The following is a 17,877-nucleotide window of genomic DNA, read 5'->3' as shown; positions in this document are numbered from 1 at the left end:
AGGACCCGGTCAGAGGATCGGGTCCTCGCCCGGCTTCGCGACGAGCAGCCAGCGGTAGCCGTAGGGCCCGAGGTCGAGCTCGACGCTGCCCGATCGGTCGAGCGTGATGTCGCCGCCCTCGCCGAGCACGTCCACGAGGCGCGCGTCCTCCGGCACGCCGGGGACGGTGAGGGGGACGATGACACCCTCCTCGCCGAGGTTGTGGACCGCGAGCATGGCCCAGTCCTCGCACCGGCTGACGTGCGCCAGGACCGAGGGGACCGGGTGGTCGAGCACCTCGACGGTCGCCCAGCCGCTCTGGGGCAGTTGGCGGTAGCGTCGCGCGAGGGCGCGCACGAACCACCAGAGCGAGTCGGGGTCCTTGCGCTGGTCGGCGACGTTGACGTGCTCGGGCCCCCAGACGCCGCCCGGCATCGGTCGCGTCAGCCGTCGCGGCGCGGCCGAGGAGAAGCCGCCGCTCGGTGACGGCGTCCACTGCATCGGCGTGCGCACGGCGAGCCGGCCCGGCACGTCGAGGTTCTCTCCCATGCCGATCTCCTCGCCGTAGAAGAGGACCGGGGTGCCGGGCAGGGAGAAGACGAGGGAGTAGGCGAGCCGCAGGCGCCGCTCGTCGCCGCTGACCATCGGGGGCAGGCGCCGCCGCAGACCCCGTCCGTAGAGCTGCATGTCGGGATCGGGGCCGAACGCCGCGAACACCTCCCGTCGCTCCTTCATCGACAGCTTGTCGAGAGTCAGCTCGTCGTGGTTGCGCACGAAGGTCGCCCACTGGCTCGTGACGTCGAGCGCCGGCCGCTCCCGGAGCGCCGCTGCGAGCGGGCCGGCGTCACCGCGGGCGAGAGAGAGGTAGAAGCGCTGCATGCCGATGAAGTCGAACTGCATGTTGAGGCCGTCACCGTCGGCGCCACCGAAGAAGCGGCGCTGGTCGGGGTAGGGCAGGTTGACCTCGCCGAGGAGCACGGCGTCCCCGAGACGCCGGGTCACGAACGCGCGCACGTCGCCGAGGTAGCGGTCCGGGTTGAAGGCCTCGGCCTCCGCGTCCTCGACGCCCGGCACCCCGTCGCGCGCGAAGAGGAACGGCACGGCGTCCACGCGGAAGCCCGAGACGCCGAGCGCGAGCCAGAAGCCGAGAGTCCGGGAGATCTCTTCCTGGACAGCGGGATTGGCGACATTGAGGTCAGGCTGGTGCTTGTAGAAGTGGTGCAGGTAGTAGTCGCCCGTATTCTCGTCACGCTCCCAGATGCTGTCCTCCTCGTCGGGGAAGACGACATCCTTCTTGCTCGACCTCGGCCTGGTGCGGCTCCAGACGTAGTAGTCGCGGTAGGGGTCCTCGCGGCTGCGGCGGGCGGACCGGAACCAAGGGTGCTGGTCGGACGTGTGGTTCATGACGAAGTCGACGATGATCCGGATGCCGTGAGCCTTGGCCGTGCGCACGAGCTCGACGAAGTCGCCCAGCGTCCCGAGCTCGGGGTCGACCCCGAAGAAGTCCGTGATGTCGTAGCCGTCGTCCTTGCGGGCCGTCGGGTAGAAGGGCATGAGCCAGAGGCAGGTCACCCCGAGGTCGGCGAGGTACTCGATGCGGTCCGTCATGCCGCGCAGGTCGCCGATGCCGTCGCCGTTCGAGTCCGAGAACGTCTGCACGTCGGCGCAGTAGACGACCGCGTTCTTCCACCAGACGTCCCCGGTGTCGCTCATCCTCATGGCGCAGACCTCTCTCCCGCTCTTCGGTGGATCGCCCCCGCGACAGGCAAGCGCACCTCGGCTCGCGCGTCAACGCCCCGACGGGCCGCTGCCTCCGGCACGACTGGGTACGTGCCGGAGACGACGTACCCGATGCCAGGAGGATCCCGTGGCCCTGACCGCTCTCGCGCTCAACTGCACGCTCAGCCCCTCGCCCGCCGACTCGAGCACGGAGCTGCTCGCGCAGCAGGTGCTCGACGCCCTGGCCGAGCACGGAGTGACCGGTTCGATGGTCCGGGTCGTCGACCACGACGTACGCCCGGGTGTCGAGCTCGACATGGGTGACGGCGACGCCTGGCCGGCGCTTCGTGAGCGGGTCATCGCCAGCGACATCCTCGTCCTCGCGACGCCGATCTGGCTCGGCCAGCACAGCAGCGTCTGCCAGCGCGTCCTCGAACGGCTCGACGCCGAGCTGTCCGAGAAGGACGAGCAGGGTCGACTGCTGACCTACGGCAAGGTCGCCGTCGCGGTCGTCGTCGGCAACGAGGACGGGGCGCACCACGTCAGCGCGGACCTCTTCCAGTCGCTCGACGACGTCGGCTTCACCATCCCGGCCGGAGGCGTGACGTACTGGAACGGGGAGGCGATGCACGGCACCGACTACAAGGACCTCGGGTCGACGCCCGAGGCCGTGGCCAGCACCACCCGTACCCTCGCGGCCAACGCGGCTCACCTGGCCGGGCTCCTCGCCGGAAGCCCCTATCCGCCGTCCGACGAGGACTGACGGCCGGGTCCCGTCGGTGCGGTCCAGGCGGCCACCGCTCCGGTCGTGCGCAGCTGGTCCACGATCGCTGCCGTGAGCAGCGCGTGGCCGGTGGCGTTGGGGTGGTCCCCGTCGTCGAGCAGGTCCTGCGTAGGGTCACGCGTGCCGGTCGGGCCCTTGAGCGGGGTGTAGGCGTCGACGTAGACGGTGCCTGTCGCTGTCGCCACCTGCTGGACGGTGGTGTTGACGAGCCGGGTCAGCTCGTCGCTGCCGAGGACGAAGTCCTCTCCGAGGGCACGGCCCACTGAGCCGTCGACGGTGACGTTCCAGTAGCCGAGGAGGGCGATGCGCAGGTCGGGCCGGTGGTCGACGCTCCTGATGCCCGCGATGATCCGGGTGAGCCCGTCGCGCAGACCGGCGATGGTCGAGGCCCAGCACGTCGATCCCGCTGCGGGGAAGCAGCCCTGGTCGTCGACCCGGTCGAGGTCGAAGTCGTTGGCACCCACCTCGACGAGGACCAGGTCGGCGCCGGCCAGGTGTGCCTGGGTGGTCGCAGACGTCAGGTCGCCCTCGACGTCGGCCGTCGTCCACCCGCCCGTCGCGTCGTTGTGCACCATCCAGGTGCGCCGGGTCAGCTCGCCGAGCCGGCTGCCGACCTGCTCGACGTAGCCGGTGCAGCCGCAGGTGCCCGCCGACGGGACGGAGTCGCCGAGGCCGACGAGGGTCAGGGGGCCGGACGGGCTGGGCGACTCCTTCGACGAGTGGCCGGTCGCAGTGCGTGGGGCGCTCGGGTCCGCCTGTGTCGCAGTCGATCCCGGGGCAGTGCCGGGCACACCGGCCGACGGTGCCGACCCGAGGCCCGGCACGGCACCGCTGAGCGCCAGCGCGACGAGGACGGCCAGCCCGAGGAGCGCCGCGACCACGTGATGGGGGCGACGGCGGACCGAGCGCACGACGTGACGTGCGGCGGACGGCATACGCCCTCTGTCCTCAGGCATGGAAGCCCGGCAACGTCTGCCCCAGCCACGCGACGGCCGCGGGCACGTAGGGCGTGAAGACCGAGTCGCGGTGCCCTCCGTGGGCGAGGACGGTGCCCGTGACGTCGAGCGGCGGCCGCGCCACGCTGAGGAACTTCGACGTCGTGGGATACGACAGCGCGTCCTCGCGCGAGGTCAGCACCCACATCGCGACCGGCGGGGGCGCCGCGTGCGCCATGGTGACGAGGTCGTAGCCCCGCTCCGCCTGCGTCGTCAGGGGGTCGTAGGCCGCGCTGAAGTCGGGGCGGAAGTAGCCGAGCAGCACGATCGCGGCCCCGAAGACGTCGGGGTGGCGCATCGAGAGCGATGCCGCGCACCAGCCGCCGTAGGAGTAGCCGAAGGTGGCCCACGAAGACCTCGCCCGCTGCACCCGGAAGTGCCGTGCGGTCCAGGAGGGGATGTCGCGCGCGAGCCACGTGTCGGTCTGCGGCTGGCCGGCGCCCCCGTTGACGCACTCCGTGTCGAGGCCTGCGGGTGTGTCGATGCGCGGGACGACGACGATGGAGGGCGCGAGCCGGTGCTCGGCGGTGAGCGTGTCGATGGTGCTGAGGAAGTTGAGGCGGACGAATCCCCTCGGCCCGCTGGGGAAGCCGTGCAGACCGACGATGACGGGGTAGGCGTGGGGGGACTTCGGGTCGTAGTTGGCGGGCAGGTAGACGAAGACCTGGCCCTCGGCGTTGGACCGCTTGTCGACGACGGTGTAGTTCTGCAGTCGTGCCCCCGGCTGGGGGAGTGGCGGCAACGTCGTCGGTGTCGTCAGGCCGCCGAAGCCGGGGCCCTTCACGGGCGCGGCGACGGCCTCGTGCGTCGTCCCGCCGTGGTGCACCTGCACCGAGGCCGAGCGCGAGCCGAAGAGGTCGCCCCAGCTGGAGTAGAAGAGGTACTGGTCGTTGAGCGCCGCACCGGCGAGCGCGAGGACGAGCAGGTTGAGGAGCACGACCTGCAGGCCGCGGATGACGGCGCGCACGACGTGGTTGCCCCAGGGCGGGAGCCCGACCACGACGAGCACGAACACGACGAGGGCGAGGGCGCCGAGGAGCACGAGGAGGCTGGTGTCGGTCAGCTCCATGCCGGGCTCGCCTCACGCTCGGACGCGGTCGAGGGGATCGGCCGCACGAAGGGGAAGGTCAGCACCGAGCGGATCGGGCTGTTCGTCAGGAGCATGACGAGACGGTCGACGCCGAGGCCGAGGCCACCCGTCGGTGGCATGCCCAGCTCGAGCGCGTGGAGGAAGTCCTCGTCGACCTCCATCGCCTCCGGGTCGCCCGCGGCCGCCTTGAGCGACTGCTCGGTGAGGCGCGCCCGCTGGTCGACGGGGTCGGTCAGCTCGCTGTATGCCGTGCCGACCTCCATCCCCGCCACGACGAGGTCCCAGCGTTCGACGAGTCCTGCCTCCGTCCGGTGCGGCCGGGTCAGCGGCGAGGTCTCGACGGGGAAGTCGGTGTAGAAGGTGGGCAGCAGCGTCGTGGGCTCGACGAGCTCGGAGTAGAGCTCCTCGATGACGGCGCCGGCGCGCATCTCGGGTCGCACGGCCACGTGGTGCTCCTCGGCCAGCCCGAGGAGCACGTCCATGTCGGTGTCGAGGGTGACCCGGCGCCCGACGGCCTCCGACACGGCGTCGAGGACCGGCACGACGGGCCACTCGCCGCTGATGTCGACGAGCGCGACCCCGGTGTCCCCGGTGTCCCCGGTGTCCCCGGCGTCCCCGGTGTCCCCGGTGTCCCCGGCCGTGGGGGCCCCGAGGCCCCCACGGACGGAGCCCGGCCCGGGCAGGGGGAGCGCCTCGCGGCCGTGGACGCACCGGGCTGCCTCGCGGACGAGCCGTTCGGTGAGGTGGCGCATGACGGTGTAGTCGGCGTGCGGCTGGTACACCTCGAGCGAGGTGAACTCCGGGTTGTGCGTGGCGTCCGCCCCCTCGTTGCGGAAGTTGCGGCCGAGCTCGAAGACCGGCCCGAGACCGGCGACCAGGAGGCGCTTGAGGTGCAGCTCGGGCGCGATCCGCAGTGAGAGGTCCGTGCCGTAGGCGTTGATGAAGGTCCGGAAGGGCCGGGCGCTGGCGCCGCCGTGGGTCGTGTGCAGCATGGGCGTCTCCACCTCGAGGAAGCCGGCGTCGGTGAGGGTCCTGCGGATCGAGGCGACGACCGCCGACCGGCGACGCAGTAGGTCGACGTCGCGGGGGTGCACGAGCAGGTCGGTCGAGCGCCGACGAGCCCGCGTGGCGGGGTCGTCGAAGGCGCGGAAGGGGACCGGGTGCAGGGACTTGGCCTCCATGCGCCACGTCTGCACCAGGAGGCTGCGGGTGCCCGATCGGGACCGGCCGAGCGAGCCCTCGACGCGCACGAGGTCGCCGACGTCGACGAAGGTCGTGAACTGCCTGAGGCACTCGTCCCCGACCCGCGCCGCGTCGAGGAGCACCTGCAGGGTGGCGTCACCCTCGACGAGCGTGGCGAAGACGACGCCGCCGTGGTCGCGCACCTGCCGCACCCGCGCCACGACGGAGACGGCTCCCCGGCCGTGCCCCTGCTGCCCGCCGGGGTCGGCGAGAGCGGCGAGAGCGGTGGTGGTCACCGAGGCGGCGCCGACGGGGTAGGGGTCGAGGCCGGCCTCGCGCATCCGGTCGAGGGTGGCGAGCCGGTGCCGGAACTGGTCGGAGCGCCGCGGTCCCAGCGCGTCGACGTCGACGGAGGCGGCGGCGGTCACGGCGGCGGCTCGGGCCAGGTGCTCGGCGTCGAGCTCGGCCGGCGCCCCGTGCAGGGACGGGTAGCGGATGAAGCCCTCGGCCGCTCCGGCCGCGACGGCCACCTGCGGCAGCGAGACCGCGTCGTCGTAGCAGAGGAAGCGCGGCTGCCACGCAGGCTCGTACTTCTCGTTCGAGCGGTAGAGCCGCTCGAGCTGCCAGATCCGGTCGAAGAGCCCGAGCACCGACGCGCCGACGCGGGTCAGCGACCGCGAGCCCAGGCGTTCGGCGTCCTCGAAGACGCCTCGGAACATGCAGAAGTTGAGCGACACCCGGCGCAGGCCCAGGTCGCGCGAGCGGTCCATGAGCTCGCTCACCATGAGCTCCGTGACGCCGTTGGGGGCCTCGGGTGAGCGCCGCATGACGTCGAGCGAGACGCCCGAGCGGCCCCACGGCACGAGCGAGAGGATGCCCACGAGCGCCCCGTCCGGTCCGTGGGCCGTGACGTGCAGGACGTCGGCGTCCGCGGGGTCGCCCGCGCGGCCGAGGGCCATGGAGAAGCCGCGGTCGGTCTCGCCGCTGCGCCACGCCTCGGCGCGGTCCGTGAGCTCGGCGAGCTCGTCGGCGCCCAGCTCTCGCTGACGGCGGACCTGCACCTGGGTCCCGGCGCGAGCGGCCCGGGTGACCGAGTGGCGCACCGCCGACAGCGACGTGCGCCGGAGGTCGAAGCGCGCGGGGTCGAGGATCGCCTCGTCACCGAGGAGCAGCACGCGCATGCCGCCGGTCGCGGCATACGCCCTGGCGCCCCGCTCGCTCGCGCCGAGCACCGCCGGCACCCAGCCGAACTCGCGAGCCTCGGCGCGCCAGGCCTCGATCGCCGGCTGCCAGCTGTCGGGGTGCCCGACGGGGTCGGCCGACGCGAGGGACACGCCGGCGACCACGCGGTAGGTCACGGCGGCCCTGCCGTCGGGGGAGAAGACGGAGGCCTTGTCGCGGCGCGTGGCGAAGTAGCCGAGCGAGTCGTCGGAGCCGTGCCGGGCGAGCAGACCGCGCAGGGACACCTCGCGGTCCGGCGACCAGCGGCTGCGCGGCCGCGCCGACGCGAGGAAGAGGGTCACGGCCGCGAGGATCGTCAGGCCGGCGCAGACCGCCACGACCTCGACCACCCAGGGCGGCACCAGCGTGAGGGTGCGCCGGCTGACGCCACCGAACACGGCGAGCACCGTGTCGACGAGCGGGTCGACCTGCGACCGTGGGGCGCCGACGGCACCGAGCAGCAACCACGCCACGCCGAGCGTCACCGCCGAGCCCACCGCGAGGGCGGCGAGCGCCAGGCCCCACGAGCCCCGCTGCAGCCGTCCGGTGAACTCGTGCCGGATCCGCCAGAGCCACCACAGGGCCAGGGCCGCGACGACGGTCGAGACGATGTCGAGCCCGCGACCGAGGTCGCCACGGCTGACCCACATCCCGGTGCGGGGCAGCCGGGCCGCCGGGACGAGGGCGACGAAGCCGACGTAGATCCCCAGCACTTGGAAGACGGCGACGAACCAGAGCCCGATCCGCTTGCGGCCCAGCAGCGCCCGCGTGGCGAGCGCGAGCACGACGACCGAGACGAAGGTCGGGGCCACCGGCACGTTGAGCAGGCCGAAGAGGTCCTCGGCGAGCAGCGGGTGCGTGCGGCCCCGGGCCAGCAGGGTGAGCAGCAGCGCCACGACGGTGGCGAGCGCGTAGAGGCCGGTGAGCAGTCGGGCGGGTCGGTGCGAGGCCGGCGCCCGCAGTGTTCGGGTGCCCATGGGTCAGACGATGCCCCCGGCTGCTGGACGATCGCTGGACGTCACCTGAGAAGGCGCCCACAGCGGACGTCCAGCCGACGCTCAGGCTGGCGCGGGCCTAGCGGGTCGGCGTCGACGCAGCGATCACGCGGGTCAGCGAGGCGTGCAGGGCCTGGAGCTCCTCGACGTCCATGCCGAGGGTCGCGACGATCTGCGGCGGCACCTCGAGCGCCTGGTCGCGCAGCCGGCGTCCGCGCTCGGTGAGCGTGATCGCGAGGGCGCGCTCGTCGAGCGGGTGGCGCTCGCGCGTCACGAGTCCGGCGCCCTCGAGCCGCTTGAGCAGGGGCGACAGCGTGGCCGGCTCCAGGCTCAGCAGCCCGCCGATCTCGCGCACGGTCAGGGGTGAGCGCTCCCAGAGGGCGAGCATGACGAGGTACTGCGGGTGCGTCAGGCCGAGGGGCTCGAGGACCGGCCGGTAGAGCGCGATGACGTTGCGGGCGGCGACGGCGAGGGCGAAGCACACCTGCCGGTCGAGCTTCAGCAGGTCGTCGGGCGACGTGAGGGGAGACGTGTCGGGCGGGCTCGTCGGTGCCTGCGGCGGGCGGCTGGCGGCCACGGCGGTGTCCTCCGTCTCCGGTCGGGTCTGGTTGCTGTGTACACTAACAGTTAGTGCACTAACGAAATCGAGGAGACATCGTGGCGCGTTCTGGGTCCAACCGCGGCCTGTCCATCGGCTACCGGATCGGCTACCGGCTGCGCATGGTCGGGCTCACGATCTTCGGTCCGGCGCAGCTCGGCGAGGGCAACGACCCCAAGACCCGTCTCGAGCGCGAGCGCGCTGCGCGGGTGGCCCGCGCCGAGGCTGCGGCGAGCAAGCGCGCCAGCTGACGGGCCGCCCCTCGGGTCCGGTCGGCTCCCGCGTGTCGTCGCCCGGCCTCTGGGTATGGGCCCGGGGACAGTGACTTCGAGTGAGGGAGAGACATGGGCGACCGCGTTGGACTTCTCGTCATGGCGGCCGTGGTCGTCCTGCTGGTGACGATCCTGGTGGTCATGCGACCACGTCGGCACGGCCGGGGCGACGCGGAGCACGAGACCCTGAACCCCGAGGTCGAGGCGGCAGGCGGCGGGCCCGTGGCGCCGCCCGACACCGATCGGCTCGTCGGCAACCCACCCACCGACACGCTCTCGGCCTCGGGTGACGACAGTGCCGTCGCCGGTGCGGGAGCCGGCGGCTGGACCGCCGACGCGCGCGACCCGCTGCGCGCCCGGCCGAACGACGTGGGCGGCTCACCCGACCAGTCCTGACCTCGGGCCTTTTCGCGTCCGGACCCGCCTGCACGGGAGTACCGTCGAGTCAGGGTGGACCGGACCCGGGAGGTTGCCATGGGTGATCGTGTAGGACTCTTCGTCATGCTGGCGGTCGTCGTGATCCTCGTGATCGGACTCGTCATCGTGGGTCCCCGGCACGCGCGCAAGGGGCGCGATGCGAGCGAGTCGCTGAACTCCCACCGCGACGACACCGAGCGGGCCAGGCGCGACCACCCCGAGGGCGCGGAACGCTCTCACCTCGTGGGCAATCCGCCCGTCGACACCATCACCGCCGACGGCTGGGGAGTGGCGCGGCCGGGCGAGGGCGCCGAGCCCGAGGAGCTGCCGGAGGACGTCCACCCGGAGCTGCACGAGGACCGGACGCACCGCCGCCGCCACTAGGGCGTCGCGCAGACGTCACTCGTGACCGAAGCGCCAGACCGTGGTGCTCTCGTAGCGGTCGCCGGCGCGCAGCACCGCCGACGGGAAGCCGGGGTGGTTGGGCGCGTCGGGAAACGCCTGTGTCTCCAAGGCGATTCCCGCGCGGGGGCCGTATGCCGTGCCGGACGTCCCGACGACCGTGCCGTCGAAGTGGGCACCGGTGTAGACCTGCACGCCCGGCTGGTCGCTCGTGACCTCGAGCGTGCGTCCCGAGGCCCCGCGAAGGGTCGCCACGTGGCGCAGCCCCTCTCCGTCCACGACGAAGTTGTGGTCGAGTCCGTGCCCGTGGGCGAGCTGCTCGTCCTCGCTGGCGAGCACGTCGCCGATCGTCGTCGGCCGGCGCAGGTCGAACGGCGTGCCGCTCACGTCGCGGACCTCGCCCGTGGGGACCAGCCGGGCGTCCACCGGGGTGAACGCCTCGGCCGACACGGTGAGCCGGTGCGCGTCGACCGGACCACTGCCCTCGCCGTCGAGGTTGAAGTACGTGTGGTTCGTCAGGCTCACGACCGTGTCGGCGTCGGTCGTGGCGAGGTAGTCGAGGCGCACGGCCCCGGGCTCGACGCGGTAGGTCACCCTGACGTCGAGCGTGCCGGGGAAGCCCTGGTCGCCGTCCGGGCTGCGCAGCCCCAGGGTCACGTGGCCCTCGCCCTGATCGACCACCGTCCAGTCGCGCTGGTCGAAGCCCTCGGCGCCGCCGTGCAGGGTGTTGCCGTTCTCGTTGGCGCTGAGCCGGTGCTGGACGCCGTCGAGGGTGAAGCGCGCCCCGGCAAGGCGGTTGCCGTAGCGACCGATCGTCGCGCCGAGGTAGTCGCGGCCGGTGCCGTAGAGCGCCACGTCGTCGAAGCCGAGCACCACGTCGGCCTCGTCCTGCCCGTCCAGCAGGACGAGGCGGCGGACGGCGGCGCCGGCCGTCATCACCTCGAGCCGCAGTCCGTCGGCGACGAGATCGATCGAGGTCGGGGTGGTGGGTGACATGACGCTCCTGCTCGGGTGGTCGACGACCAGGCGGCCCTGGTCGTGACGACGGTAGGACGCCGATGGGGTCACCGGGCGCAATGACACCTTCTCGCGCTGCGTGAGCCCGTGTCACCGCCGAGACGGGTGGGCGCGAGACGGAGAAGGCTGCGTCCGCGGGCAGACTGTGCGGATGGCGCAGACGAACTGGGCGGGCAGCCACACCTACCGGGCACGCATCGAGCGGGTCCGTTCGGTCGAGCACCTGCAGGAGGTCGTCGCCGCGGCGCCGCGCGTGCGCGCCCTCGGGTCGCGCCACAGCTTCACCGACCTGACCGACATCACCGACACCGATGACGGCGTCCTCGTCTCCCTCGTCGACCTGCCGACGACGGTCGAGGTCGACTCGAGCACCCGCACCGCCCGCGTGACGGGCCGGGCGGCATACGGCGACGTCGCGACCCGGCTCCAGGCGGCCGGCTGGGCGCTGGGCAACCTCGCCTCGCTCCCGCACATCTCGGTGGCCGGTGCCGTCGCCACCGGCACCCACGGCTCCGGAGTCGAGAACGGCTCTCTCGCAACGGCCGTCACCTCCCTCGACATCGTCGGGCCGGGCGGCGACGTGTGCACCGTCAGTCGCGGGGACGCCGACTTCGAGGGCAGCGTCGTGTCCCTCGGGGCCCTCGGTGTGGTCACCGCGGTGACGCTCGAGGTCGAGCCCACCTACGACCTGCGCCAGGACGTCTGGACCGGGCTGTCGTGGGAGGCCCTCGCGGCCGGCGTCGACACCGTCCTGGGCAGCGCCTACAGCGTCAGCCTCTTCACCCGCTGGGGCGACGCCGGCATCGACCAGGTCTGGCTCAAGAGCCGCACCGACGACGCAGCGGCCGAGCTCCGCGGCGCGCTGCGTGCGACGACGACGATGCACATGCTCGAGGGCGGCGCCACGGAGTCGGTGACGCAGCAGGGCGGCGTCCCCGGGCCCTGGCTCGACCGGCTGCCGCACTTCCGGATGGAGTTCACGCCGAGTCGCGGCGCGGAGCTGCAGAGCGAGTACCTCCTGCCGCGCGAGCACGCCCTCCTCGCGGTCGAGCGCCTGCGCGCGCTGGGTGGCCTGCTCGCGCCCGTGCTCCAGGTGGGCGAGCTGCGCACGGTCGCTGCCGACGGCCACTGGCTGAGCAGCTCCTACGGCCACGACGTCCTCGCCCTGCACTTCACCTGGCTGCGCGACCCCCAGCGGGTGTATGCCGTCCTGCCCGTCGTCGAGGCGGCCCTCCTGCCGCTCGGGGCGCGTCCGCACTGGGGCAAGTGCTTCACCGCCGGGGTGCGCGAGCTCGAGCCGCTCTACCCGCGCCTGCCCGACTTCCGGGAGCTGCGCGAGCGCGTCGACCCCGACCGCGTCTTCGGCAACGCCTTCCTCGACCGCGTGCTCGGCTGAGGGACGAGCACCGTGTAGGACCCTCGCCAGATGGGCGGTGCCGGTCAGTGGCGCCTGCGGTGGCCCGGGGTCGAGGGCTGGTTCGCCTCGATGTCGCTCGTCACGTCGCGCAGTGATCCCGCGATGGTGACGAGCAGCTCGGCCACGCGGGGGAGCTCGTCCGCGCCCAGGGCGTCGAAGGCGTGCGGCATCCAGTCCCACACCTCGCGCAGTCGCCCTACGCCCGACTCGGGGATCTCGACGGTGCTCCGGCGGCGGTCGTGCGGGTCGGGCACCCGGGCGACCAGGCCGCGCTGCTCGAGACGGTCGACGAGCGTCGTGGTCGAGCTCGTCGTCAGGCCCAGGGCGGTCGCGAGGTCGGTCTGCCCCATGGGGCCGCGGGCCATCAGGTGGCTGATGGCGCGACTCTCGTTGACCGTCAGGTCGAGGTGGGTGGCAACGGCGATGCGGTAGCGCTCGCCGGCGAGGATCAGCTCGCGCAGGGCAGCGGTCGCGGCATCACGAGAGGCAGCGGACGGGCTCATCCCACCAACCTAGTGACCCAGGTCGCTCGCTGGACTGATCGCTTGATTGTCAAATGAACTGCCCGTACCGTGAGAGACAGCGGCAACACGGACACGCTGCGAAGCCGGTCCGCAGATCCGTCGGACCCGGGGTTGAGCAGCCAGCCCCGGGTCCGAGAATCCCCTCCATCCGGCGCTGCGTTCGGCAAGGCGGCTCACATGGACACGGACAACGCAGTGGTCGAGAGACTCCTGACCCCGGCGGAGGTCGCGACGATCTTCCGCGTCGACCCCAAGACGGTCAGCCGCTGGGCCCGGTCCGGCAAGCTCAACGCCCGACGCACGCTCGGCGGGCACCGCCGCTACCCCGAGAACGAGATCTGGGCCCTGCTCGACCAGCACCAGGGCGAGTAGCCGGCGGAGCGGACCGTCGCTCGCGGCCTCGGGTCGCTCAGAAGTCGCCGGCGCTGCGCCGCAGGCGGGTCAGCACGTCGACGAGCGACTGCGCGTCCTCGGTGTCGAGGTCGGGCTGCTCGAACACCTCGGAATTGAGCGCCGTCGTGGCCCGCTCGGCGAGCGTACGTCCCGAGGGGGTCAGCGACACGAGCATGGCCCGCCGGTCCTCCGGATGGGCCTTGCGCGTCACGAGGCCGGCGTCCTCCAGCCGGTCGACGGCATTGGTGACGCTCGTCGGGTGCACCTGCAGGCGGCTGCCGATGACCTTCATCGGCAGCGACCCGCGCCGGCTGAACCACAGCAGCATGAGCACCTCGTAGCGCGCGAAGGTGACGCCGAGCGGCTTGAGGGTCGCCTCGACCCGAGCCAGGACGATCTGGTGCGCCCGCATGAGCGAGGTGATGGCAGCCATGCCGTCGGCGGCTGGCGCCCAGCCCTGCTCGACCCACTGCTCGCGAGCCCGGGCGATCGGGTCGAAGCCGAGACCCGACCCGACGCCGGACCCGACGCCGGACCCGGCACTCGCACCGGAAGCCGTTGGCGCCGTGGCGTCGCTGCCGCTCGGGCTGCCCGCGGGGGCGGTCGTGTCGGTCTGAGCGCTCATGGCGCCATCGTAGAGTCGCCGGTGCGTTGACGTCCATTAGTAGGAAGTCCTAGTATTTTCTCATGTCTGACGCACCGCAGCGCGACCTGCACCAGCCGACCCACCACGTCCGGCTCGTCACCGCGAGCAGCCTCTTCGACGGCCACGACGCCTCGATCAACATCATGCGGCGCATCATGCAGACGCAGGGCGCCGAGGTCATCCACCTCGGGCACAACCGCTCGGTCCAGGAGGTCGTCGACGCGGCGATCGAGGAGGACGTGCAGGGCGTCGCGGTCAGCTCCTACCAGGGCGGGCACGTCGAGTACTTCGAGTACCTCGTGCAGCTGCTCAAGGAGAACGGCGCCGGTCACATCCGTGTCGTCGGTGGTGGTGGCGGCGTCATCGTCCCCGAGGAGATCGCGCGCCTGCGCGAGTCCGGGGTCACGATCTTCAGCCCCGAGGACGGCCAGCGGCTCGGCCTCGCCGGCATGATCAACACCGTCGTCGCCGACTGCGACTTCGACCCGTGGGAGACCGCCGCCGCGTCGGTCGAGGCCGTCCTCGCGGGGGAGCGCGCTGCCGTCGCACGGGCCATCACCGGCGCCCAGGAGGGCGACCTCGACGAGCCGACGCTGACCCGCATCCGCGAGGCCGCCGGCCGCCGTCGCGTGCCCGTCCTCGGCATCACCGGCACCGGAGGCTCGGGCAAGTCGAGCCTCACCGACGAGCTGATCCGCCGTCTGCGCCTCGACCAGCAGGACAAGCTGCGCGTCGCCGTCCTCGCCATCGACCCGACCCGCAGCCGCGGTGGCGGCGCCCTGCTCGGCGACCGCATCCGGATGAGCTCGCTCGACGGCGACCGCGTCTTCTTCCGCAGCCTCGCGACGCGCGGCGGCTCCCAGGTCCCGACGCACCTCGACGACGTCCTCGACATCGTCCGCGCGGCCGGCTTCGACCTCGTCATCCTCGAGACGCCCGGCATCGGCCAGGGCGACGCGGCCATCGTCGACTACGCCGACGTCTCGCTCTACGTCATGACGCCGGAGTTCGGCGCCAGCAGCCAGCTCGAGAAGATCGACATGCTCGACCGGGCCGACGTCGTCGCCATCAACAAGTTCGAGCGCCGCGGCGCCGAGGACGCCCTGCGCGACGTCGGCCGGCAGATGGTGCGCAACCGCGAGGCCTTCGGCAAGGGCCCCGCCGACATGCCCGTCTACGGCACGTCCGCCGCCACCTTCAACGACGACGGCGTCACCGCGCTCTACCAGCAGCTGCGAGACCTCTTGTCCGACAAGGGGATGCCCGTCGAGGAGGGCGTCCTGCCGCACGTCGCCACCAAGCAGTCCACGCGCATCGCGACCATCGTGCCCGCGTCGCGCGTGCGCTACCTCGCCGAGATCAGCGACACCGTCCGCGGCTACCACGAGGCGACGGAGCGGTATGCCGCTGCGGCCAGTCGCGTGCAGCGTCTCGAGTCCGTGCGCGGCGAGCTCGCCTCGGCCGCAGCGGCCGACGAGGTCGGCAGCGCCGCGAGCGCGGTCGAGGCCGTCGAGGCACTCCTCGACGAGGCCCGCACCGACGTCCCGTCCGAGGTCGCCGGCGCGCTGTCCGCGTGGCCCTCGGTCGTCGCGTCCTACTCCGGCGACGAGCAGGTCGTGCGCATCCGCGACAAGGAGGTCCGCAACGTCCTGACACGAGAGTCGTTGTCGGGCAACAAGATCCCGCGCGTCTCGCTCCCGCGCTACCGCGACCACGGCGAGCTCGTCAGCTTCCTGCGCCGCGAGAACCTCCCCGGCTACTTCCCGTTCACGGCCGGCGTCTTCCCGTTCAAGCGCGAGGGTGAGGACCCCGCACGCATGTTCGCCGGCGAGGGCGACCCGTTCCGCACCAACCGCCGCTTCAAGCTCCTCTCCGAGGGTCAGCCGGCCACCCGCCTGTCCACGGCGTTCGACTCCGTGACCCTCTACGGCCGCGACCCCGACCCGCGCCCCGACGTCTACGGCAAGGTCGGCACCTCGGGCGTCTCGATCGCGACGCTCGACGACATGAAGGCGCTCTACGACGGCTTCGACCTCGTGTCGCCCACGACGTCGGTCTCGATGACGATCAACGGTCCCGCGCCGACGATCCTCGCATTCTTCCTCAACACCGCCATCGACCAGCAGGTCGACGCGTTCCGGGCACGGGAGGGCCGGGAGCCGGGCGAGGCCGAGCGCAAGGAGCTCGCGGCATACGCCCTCGCCAACGTGCGCGGCACGGTGCAGGCCGACATCCTCAAGGAGGACCAGGGCCAGAACACCTGCATCTTCAGCACCGAGTTCTCGCTCAAGATGATGGCCGACATCCAGGAGTGGTTCATCGAGCACCAGGTGCGCAACTTCTACTCCGTGTCGATCTCGGGCTACCACATCGCCGAGGCCGGGGCCAACCCCATCAGTCAGCTCGCCTTCACGCTCGCCAACGGCTTCACCTACGTCGAGAGCTACCTCGCGCGCGGCATGGCCGTCGACGACTTCGCGCCCAACCTGTCCTTCTTCTTCAGCAACGGCATGGACCCCGAGTACTCCGTGCTCGGCCGGGTCGCCCGCCGCATCTGGGCCGTCGCGATGAAGGAGCGCTACGGCGCGGGGGAGCGGTCGCAGAAGCTGAAGTACCACGTGCAGACGTCGGGGCGCAGCCTCCACGCGCAGGAGATGGACTTCAACGACATCCGCACGACGCTGCAGGCGCTCATCGCGATCTACGACAACGCGAACTCCTTGCACACCAATGCTTTTGACGAGGCCGTCACCACGCCGTCGGAGGAGTCGGTGCGCCGGGCCCTCGCCATCCAGCTCATCATCAACCGTGAGTGGGGTCTCGCGATGAACGAGAACCCGCTCCAGGGCTCGTTCGTCATCGACGAGCTGACCGACCTCGTCGAGGCTGCGGTGCTCAAGGAGTTCGACCGCATCACCGAGCGCGGCGGCGTGCTCGGCGCCATGGAGACCGGCTACCAGCGCGGTCGCATCCAGGACGAGTCGATGCTCTACGAGCACCGCAAGCACGACGGCAGCCTGCCCATCATCGGCGTCAACACCTTCCGCAACCCGCACGAGGGTGAGGTGCCGCGCAAGGTCGTGCTCGCCCGCGGCACCGAGGAGGAGAAGCAGGGCCAGCTGTCGCGAGTCCGCGCGTTCCGCAAGGAGCACGAGGTCGAGGCGACGGCGGCGCTCGAGGAGCTCAAGGCCGTCGCGATCGAGGGCGGCAACGTCTTCGACGTCCTCATGCGCGCGGCGCGGGTGTGCTCCCTCCAGCAGGTGACCGAGGCCTTCTTCGAGGTCGGCGGCCAGTACCGCCGCAACGTCTGACCCCACCCCGCTCCAACCGTCGAAAGGCCACAGACCGTGCCGCCGGTGACGCTCGTCGACGACCTGGCGTATGCCGTGTCGTTGCCGATGCCACCACGGCGGGTGGTGTCGCTGGTGCCGTCGATCACCGAGGCGCTGGCGACGACCTGCCCCGAGCGGCTCGTCGGCGCAACGGACTGGTGCACCCACCCGGGCGACCTTGCGGTGCAACGGGTCCGGGGCACGAAGAACCCCGACCTCAAAGTCATCGGCGCGCTCGCGCCCGACCTCGTCGTGGCCAACAAGGAGGAGAACCGCGAGCTCGACGTGCGTCGTCTCCGCGAGGCCGGTGTCCCCGTGTGGGTGACCGACATCGAGACGGTTCCCGCTGCGCTCGAGTCCCTGGGGCGGCTCTTCCGGGACGTGCTCGAGGTGGGAGTGCCCGACTGGCTGGCCGCGGCGGGCGAGGAGTGGGGCGGTCCGGTGCCAGAGCCGTCCCTCGAGGTCGCCGTGGCGATCTGGCGCGACCCGTGGATGGCCGTCGGTCGCGACACGTTCACCGGCGACCTCGTGGCGCGACTCGGTTGGCGCAACGTGCTTGCCGACTCGGCCGAGCGCTACCCGCACGTCGAGGTGTCCGACCTCGACCGGGACGGTGTCACGGTGCTGCTGCCCGACGAGCCCTACGTCTTCACGGCCGACGACGGTCCCGAGGCGTTCGCCCGCGCACGGACGGCCCTCGTCAGCGGCCGGCTGCTCACCTGGTACGGCCCCAGCCTCGTCGGCGCCCGAGCAGCCCTCACCGCCGCCGTCGCCCCCTGACCGACCACCACCAGGCAGCGGCCCTCAACCGTCGAGAGGCCACGTGTGGCCCCTCTTCAACCGTCGAGAGGCCACGTGTGGCCCCTCTTCAACCGTCGAGAGGCCATGTGTGGC

16 protein-coding genes are annotated in these 17,877 nt (G+C 72.1%); 8 read left to right on the top strand and 8 right to left on the bottom strand.

All coding sequences use genetic code 11. The annotated features are described in order from the left end of the window. Nucleotides 1–9: 9 nt before the first annotated feature. Nucleotides 10–1,698 (bottom strand): alpha-amylase family protein, encoded by a 1,689-nt coding sequence (locus tag U5C87_RS21735; RefSeq protein ID WP_330474465.1) that lies wholly within the window; start codon nucleotides 1,696–1,698, stop codon nucleotides 10–12. A 148-nt stretch (nucleotides 1,699–1,846) separates the two neighbouring features. Here U5C87_RS21735 and U5C87_RS21730 point away from each other — a divergent pair, with 148 nt between their 5' ends. Then, nucleotides 1,847–2,461: a flavodoxin family protein gene (locus U5C87_RS21730; protein WP_330474464.1), complete on the top strand. Its 615-nt coding sequence runs from the start codon at nucleotides 1,847–1,849 to the stop codon at nucleotides 2,459–2,461. On the opposite strand, the gene U5C87_RS21725 is transcribed toward U5C87_RS21730, so the two are convergent. The 4 genes from U5C87_RS21725 to U5C87_RS21710 all read right to left on the bottom strand — a co-directional run bounded on the left by U5C87_RS21725 (nucleotide 2,437) and on the right by U5C87_RS21710 (nucleotide 8,542). After that, nucleotides 2,437–3,417 (bottom strand): SGNH/GDSL hydrolase family protein, encoded by a 981-nt coding sequence (locus tag U5C87_RS21725; RefSeq protein ID WP_330474463.1) that lies wholly within the window; start codon nucleotides 3,415–3,417, stop codon nucleotides 2,437–2,439. The two genes, U5C87_RS21730 and U5C87_RS21725, sit on opposite strands and share 25 nt — an antisense overlap. A 13-nt stretch (nucleotides 3,418–3,430) precedes the next feature. Beyond that, the gene (locus tag U5C87_RS21720) at nucleotides 3,431–4,546 is read right to left on the bottom strand and encodes an alpha/beta hydrolase (protein ID WP_330474462.1); all 1,116 of its coding nucleotides are present in this window, start codon (nucleotides 4,544–4,546) and stop codon (nucleotides 3,431–3,433) included. Continuing rightward, nucleotides 4,537–7,947, bottom strand: coding sequence for a bifunctional lysylphosphatidylglycerol synthetase/lysine--tRNA ligase LysX (gene lysX / locus U5C87_RS21715; protein WP_330474461.1), 3,411 nt, complete (start codon nucleotides 7,945–7,947; stop codon nucleotides 4,537–4,539). The genes U5C87_RS21720 and lysX overlap by 10 nt, the downstream gene beginning before the upstream one ends. A 97-nt stretch (nucleotides 7,948–8,044) precedes the next feature. Further along, nucleotides 8,045–8,542 carry a MarR family winged helix-turn-helix transcriptional regulator gene (locus U5C87_RS21710; RefSeq protein WP_443082086.1) on the bottom strand — a complete coding sequence of 166 codons (498 nt, stop codon included), beginning with the start codon at nucleotides 8,540–8,542 and terminating at the stop codon, nucleotides 8,045–8,047. An 80-nt stretch (nucleotides 8,543–8,622) separates the two neighbouring features. On the opposite strand from U5C87_RS21710, the gene U5C87_RS21705 reads away from it, so the two are divergent. From U5C87_RS21705 to U5C87_RS21695, 3 genes are all read left to right on the top strand, one after another. After that, nucleotides 8,623–8,814, top strand: coding sequence for a hypothetical protein (locus U5C87_RS21705; RefSeq protein WP_330474460.1), 192 nt, complete (start codon nucleotides 8,623–8,625; stop codon nucleotides 8,812–8,814). A gap of 93 nt (nucleotides 8,815–8,907) precedes the next feature. Beyond that, nucleotides 8,908–9,231: a hypothetical protein gene (locus U5C87_RS21700; RefSeq protein WP_330474459.1), complete on the top strand. Its 324-nt coding sequence runs from the start codon at nucleotides 8,908–8,910 to the stop codon at nucleotides 9,229–9,231. A 78-nt stretch (nucleotides 9,232–9,309) separates the two neighbouring features. Then, entirely contained in the window at nucleotides 9,310–9,636 is a 327-nt protein-coding gene (locus U5C87_RS21695; protein ID WP_330474458.1) for a hypothetical protein, read from the top strand. Nucleotides 9,637–9,651: 15 nt separating this feature from the next. Here the strand turns inward: U5C87_RS21695 and U5C87_RS21690 are convergent, their stop codons facing one another. After that, nucleotides 9,652–10,650 (bottom strand): aldose epimerase family protein, encoded by a 999-nt coding sequence (locus tag U5C87_RS21690; protein ID WP_330474457.1) that lies wholly within the window; start codon nucleotides 10,648–10,650, stop codon nucleotides 9,652–9,654. A 172-nt stretch (nucleotides 10,651–10,822) separates the two neighbouring features. Here U5C87_RS21690 and U5C87_RS21685 point away from each other — a divergent pair, with 172 nt between their 5' ends. Then, nucleotides 10,823–12,067 (top strand): D-arabinono-1,4-lactone oxidase, encoded by a 1,245-nt coding sequence (locus tag U5C87_RS21685; protein ID WP_330474456.1) that lies wholly within the window; start codon nucleotides 10,823–10,825, stop codon nucleotides 12,065–12,067. 44 nt (nucleotides 12,068–12,111) lie between these two features. On the opposite strand, the gene U5C87_RS21680 is transcribed toward U5C87_RS21685, so the two are convergent. Beyond that, nucleotides 12,112–12,591 carry a MarR family winged helix-turn-helix transcriptional regulator gene (locus U5C87_RS21680; protein ID WP_330474455.1) on the bottom strand — a complete coding sequence of 160 codons (480 nt, stop codon included), beginning with the start codon at nucleotides 12,589–12,591 and terminating at the stop codon, nucleotides 12,112–12,114. A 198-nt stretch (nucleotides 12,592–12,789) separates the two neighbouring features. On the opposite strand from U5C87_RS21680, the gene U5C87_RS21675 reads away from it, so the two are divergent. After that, a complete protein-coding gene (locus U5C87_RS21675; protein WP_030194047.1) occupies nucleotides 12,790–12,984 on the top strand; it encodes a BldC family transcriptional regulator in 195 nt (64 codons plus the stop codon). A 37-nt stretch (nucleotides 12,985–13,021) separates the two neighbouring features. On the opposite strand, the gene U5C87_RS21670 is transcribed toward U5C87_RS21675, so the two are convergent. After that, nucleotides 13,022–13,630, bottom strand: coding sequence for a MarR family winged helix-turn-helix transcriptional regulator (locus tag U5C87_RS21670; protein WP_330474454.1), 609 nt, complete (start codon nucleotides 13,628–13,630; stop codon nucleotides 13,022–13,024). A gap of 62 nt (nucleotides 13,631–13,692) precedes the next feature. Between U5C87_RS21670 and icmF the strand changes: the two genes are divergently transcribed. Beyond that, the gene (gene icmF / locus U5C87_RS21665) at nucleotides 13,693–16,962 is read left to right on the top strand and encodes a fused isobutyryl-CoA mutase/GTPase IcmF (protein ID WP_330474453.1); all 3,270 of its coding nucleotides are present in this window, start codon (nucleotides 13,693–13,695) and stop codon (nucleotides 16,960–16,962) included. Between the two features lie 87 nt (nucleotides 16,963–17,049). After that, nucleotides 17,050–17,763 (top strand): helical backbone metal receptor, encoded by a 714-nt coding sequence (locus U5C87_RS21660; protein ID WP_330476734.1) that lies wholly within the window; start codon nucleotides 17,050–17,052, stop codon nucleotides 17,761–17,763. Nucleotides 17,764–17,877 lie beyond the last annotated feature (114 nt).

Source organism: Terrabacter sp. C0L_2 (assembly GCF_036352015.1).
GTDB classification, from domain to species: Bacteria; Actinomycetota; Actinomycetes; order Actinomycetales; family Dermatophilaceae; genus Terrabacter; species Terrabacter tumescens.
The sequence above is the reverse complement of the archived record's forward strand: the minus strand, read 5'-3'. Positions and strand labels throughout refer to the sequence as shown.

What these genes read in the sequence shown, in the direction of transcription:
- U5C87_RS21735 (WP_330474465.1), bottom strand. Translation starts at nt 1,698, where the DNA reads ATGAGGATGAGCGACACCGGGGACGTCTGGTGGAAGAACGCGGTCGTC.
- U5C87_RS21725 (WP_330474463.1), bottom strand. Translation starts at nt 3,417, where the DNA reads ATGCCGTCCGCCGCACGTCACGTCGTGCGCTCGGTCCGCCGTCGCCCC.
- U5C87_RS21720 (WP_330474462.1), bottom strand. Translation starts at nt 4,546, where the DNA reads ATGGAGCTGACCGACACCAGCCTCCTCGTGCTCCTCGGCGCCCTCGCC.
- lysX (WP_330474461.1), bottom strand. Translation starts at nt 7,947, where the DNA reads ATGGGCACCCGAACACTGCGGGCGCCGGCCTCGCACCGACCCGCCCGA.
- U5C87_RS21700 (WP_330474459.1), top strand. Translation starts at nt 8,908, where the DNA reads ATGGGCGACCGCGTTGGACTTCTCGTCATGGCGGCCGTGGTCGTCCTG.
- U5C87_RS21695 (WP_330474458.1), top strand. Translation starts at nt 9,310, where the DNA reads ATGGGTGATCGTGTAGGACTCTTCGTCATGCTGGCGGTCGTCGTGATC.
- U5C87_RS21690 (WP_330474457.1), bottom strand. Translation starts at nt 10,650, where the DNA reads ATGTCACCCACCACCCCGACCTCGATCGATCTCGTCGCCGACGGACTG.
- U5C87_RS21685 (WP_330474456.1), top strand. Translation starts at nt 10,823, where the DNA reads ATGGCGCAGACGAACTGGGCGGGCAGCCACACCTACCGGGCACGCATC.
- U5C87_RS21680 (WP_330474455.1), bottom strand. Translation starts at nt 12,591, where the DNA reads ATGAGCCCGTCCGCTGCCTCTCGTGATGCCGCGACCGCTGCCCTGCGC.
- U5C87_RS21675 (WP_030194047.1), top strand. Translation starts at nt 12,790, where the DNA reads ATGGACACGGACAACGCAGTGGTCGAGAGACTCCTGACCCCGGCGGAG.
- U5C87_RS21670 (WP_330474454.1), bottom strand. Translation starts at nt 13,630, where the DNA reads ATGAGCGCTCAGACCGACACGACCGCCCCCGCGGGCAGCCCGAGCGGC.
- icmF (WP_330474453.1), top strand. Translation starts at nt 13,693, where the DNA reads ATGTCTGACGCACCGCAGCGCGACCTGCACCAGCCGACCCACCACGTC.
- U5C87_RS21660 (WP_330476734.1), top strand. Translation starts at nt 17,050, where the DNA reads ATGCCACCACGGCGGGTGGTGTCGCTGGTGCCGTCGATCACCGAGGCG.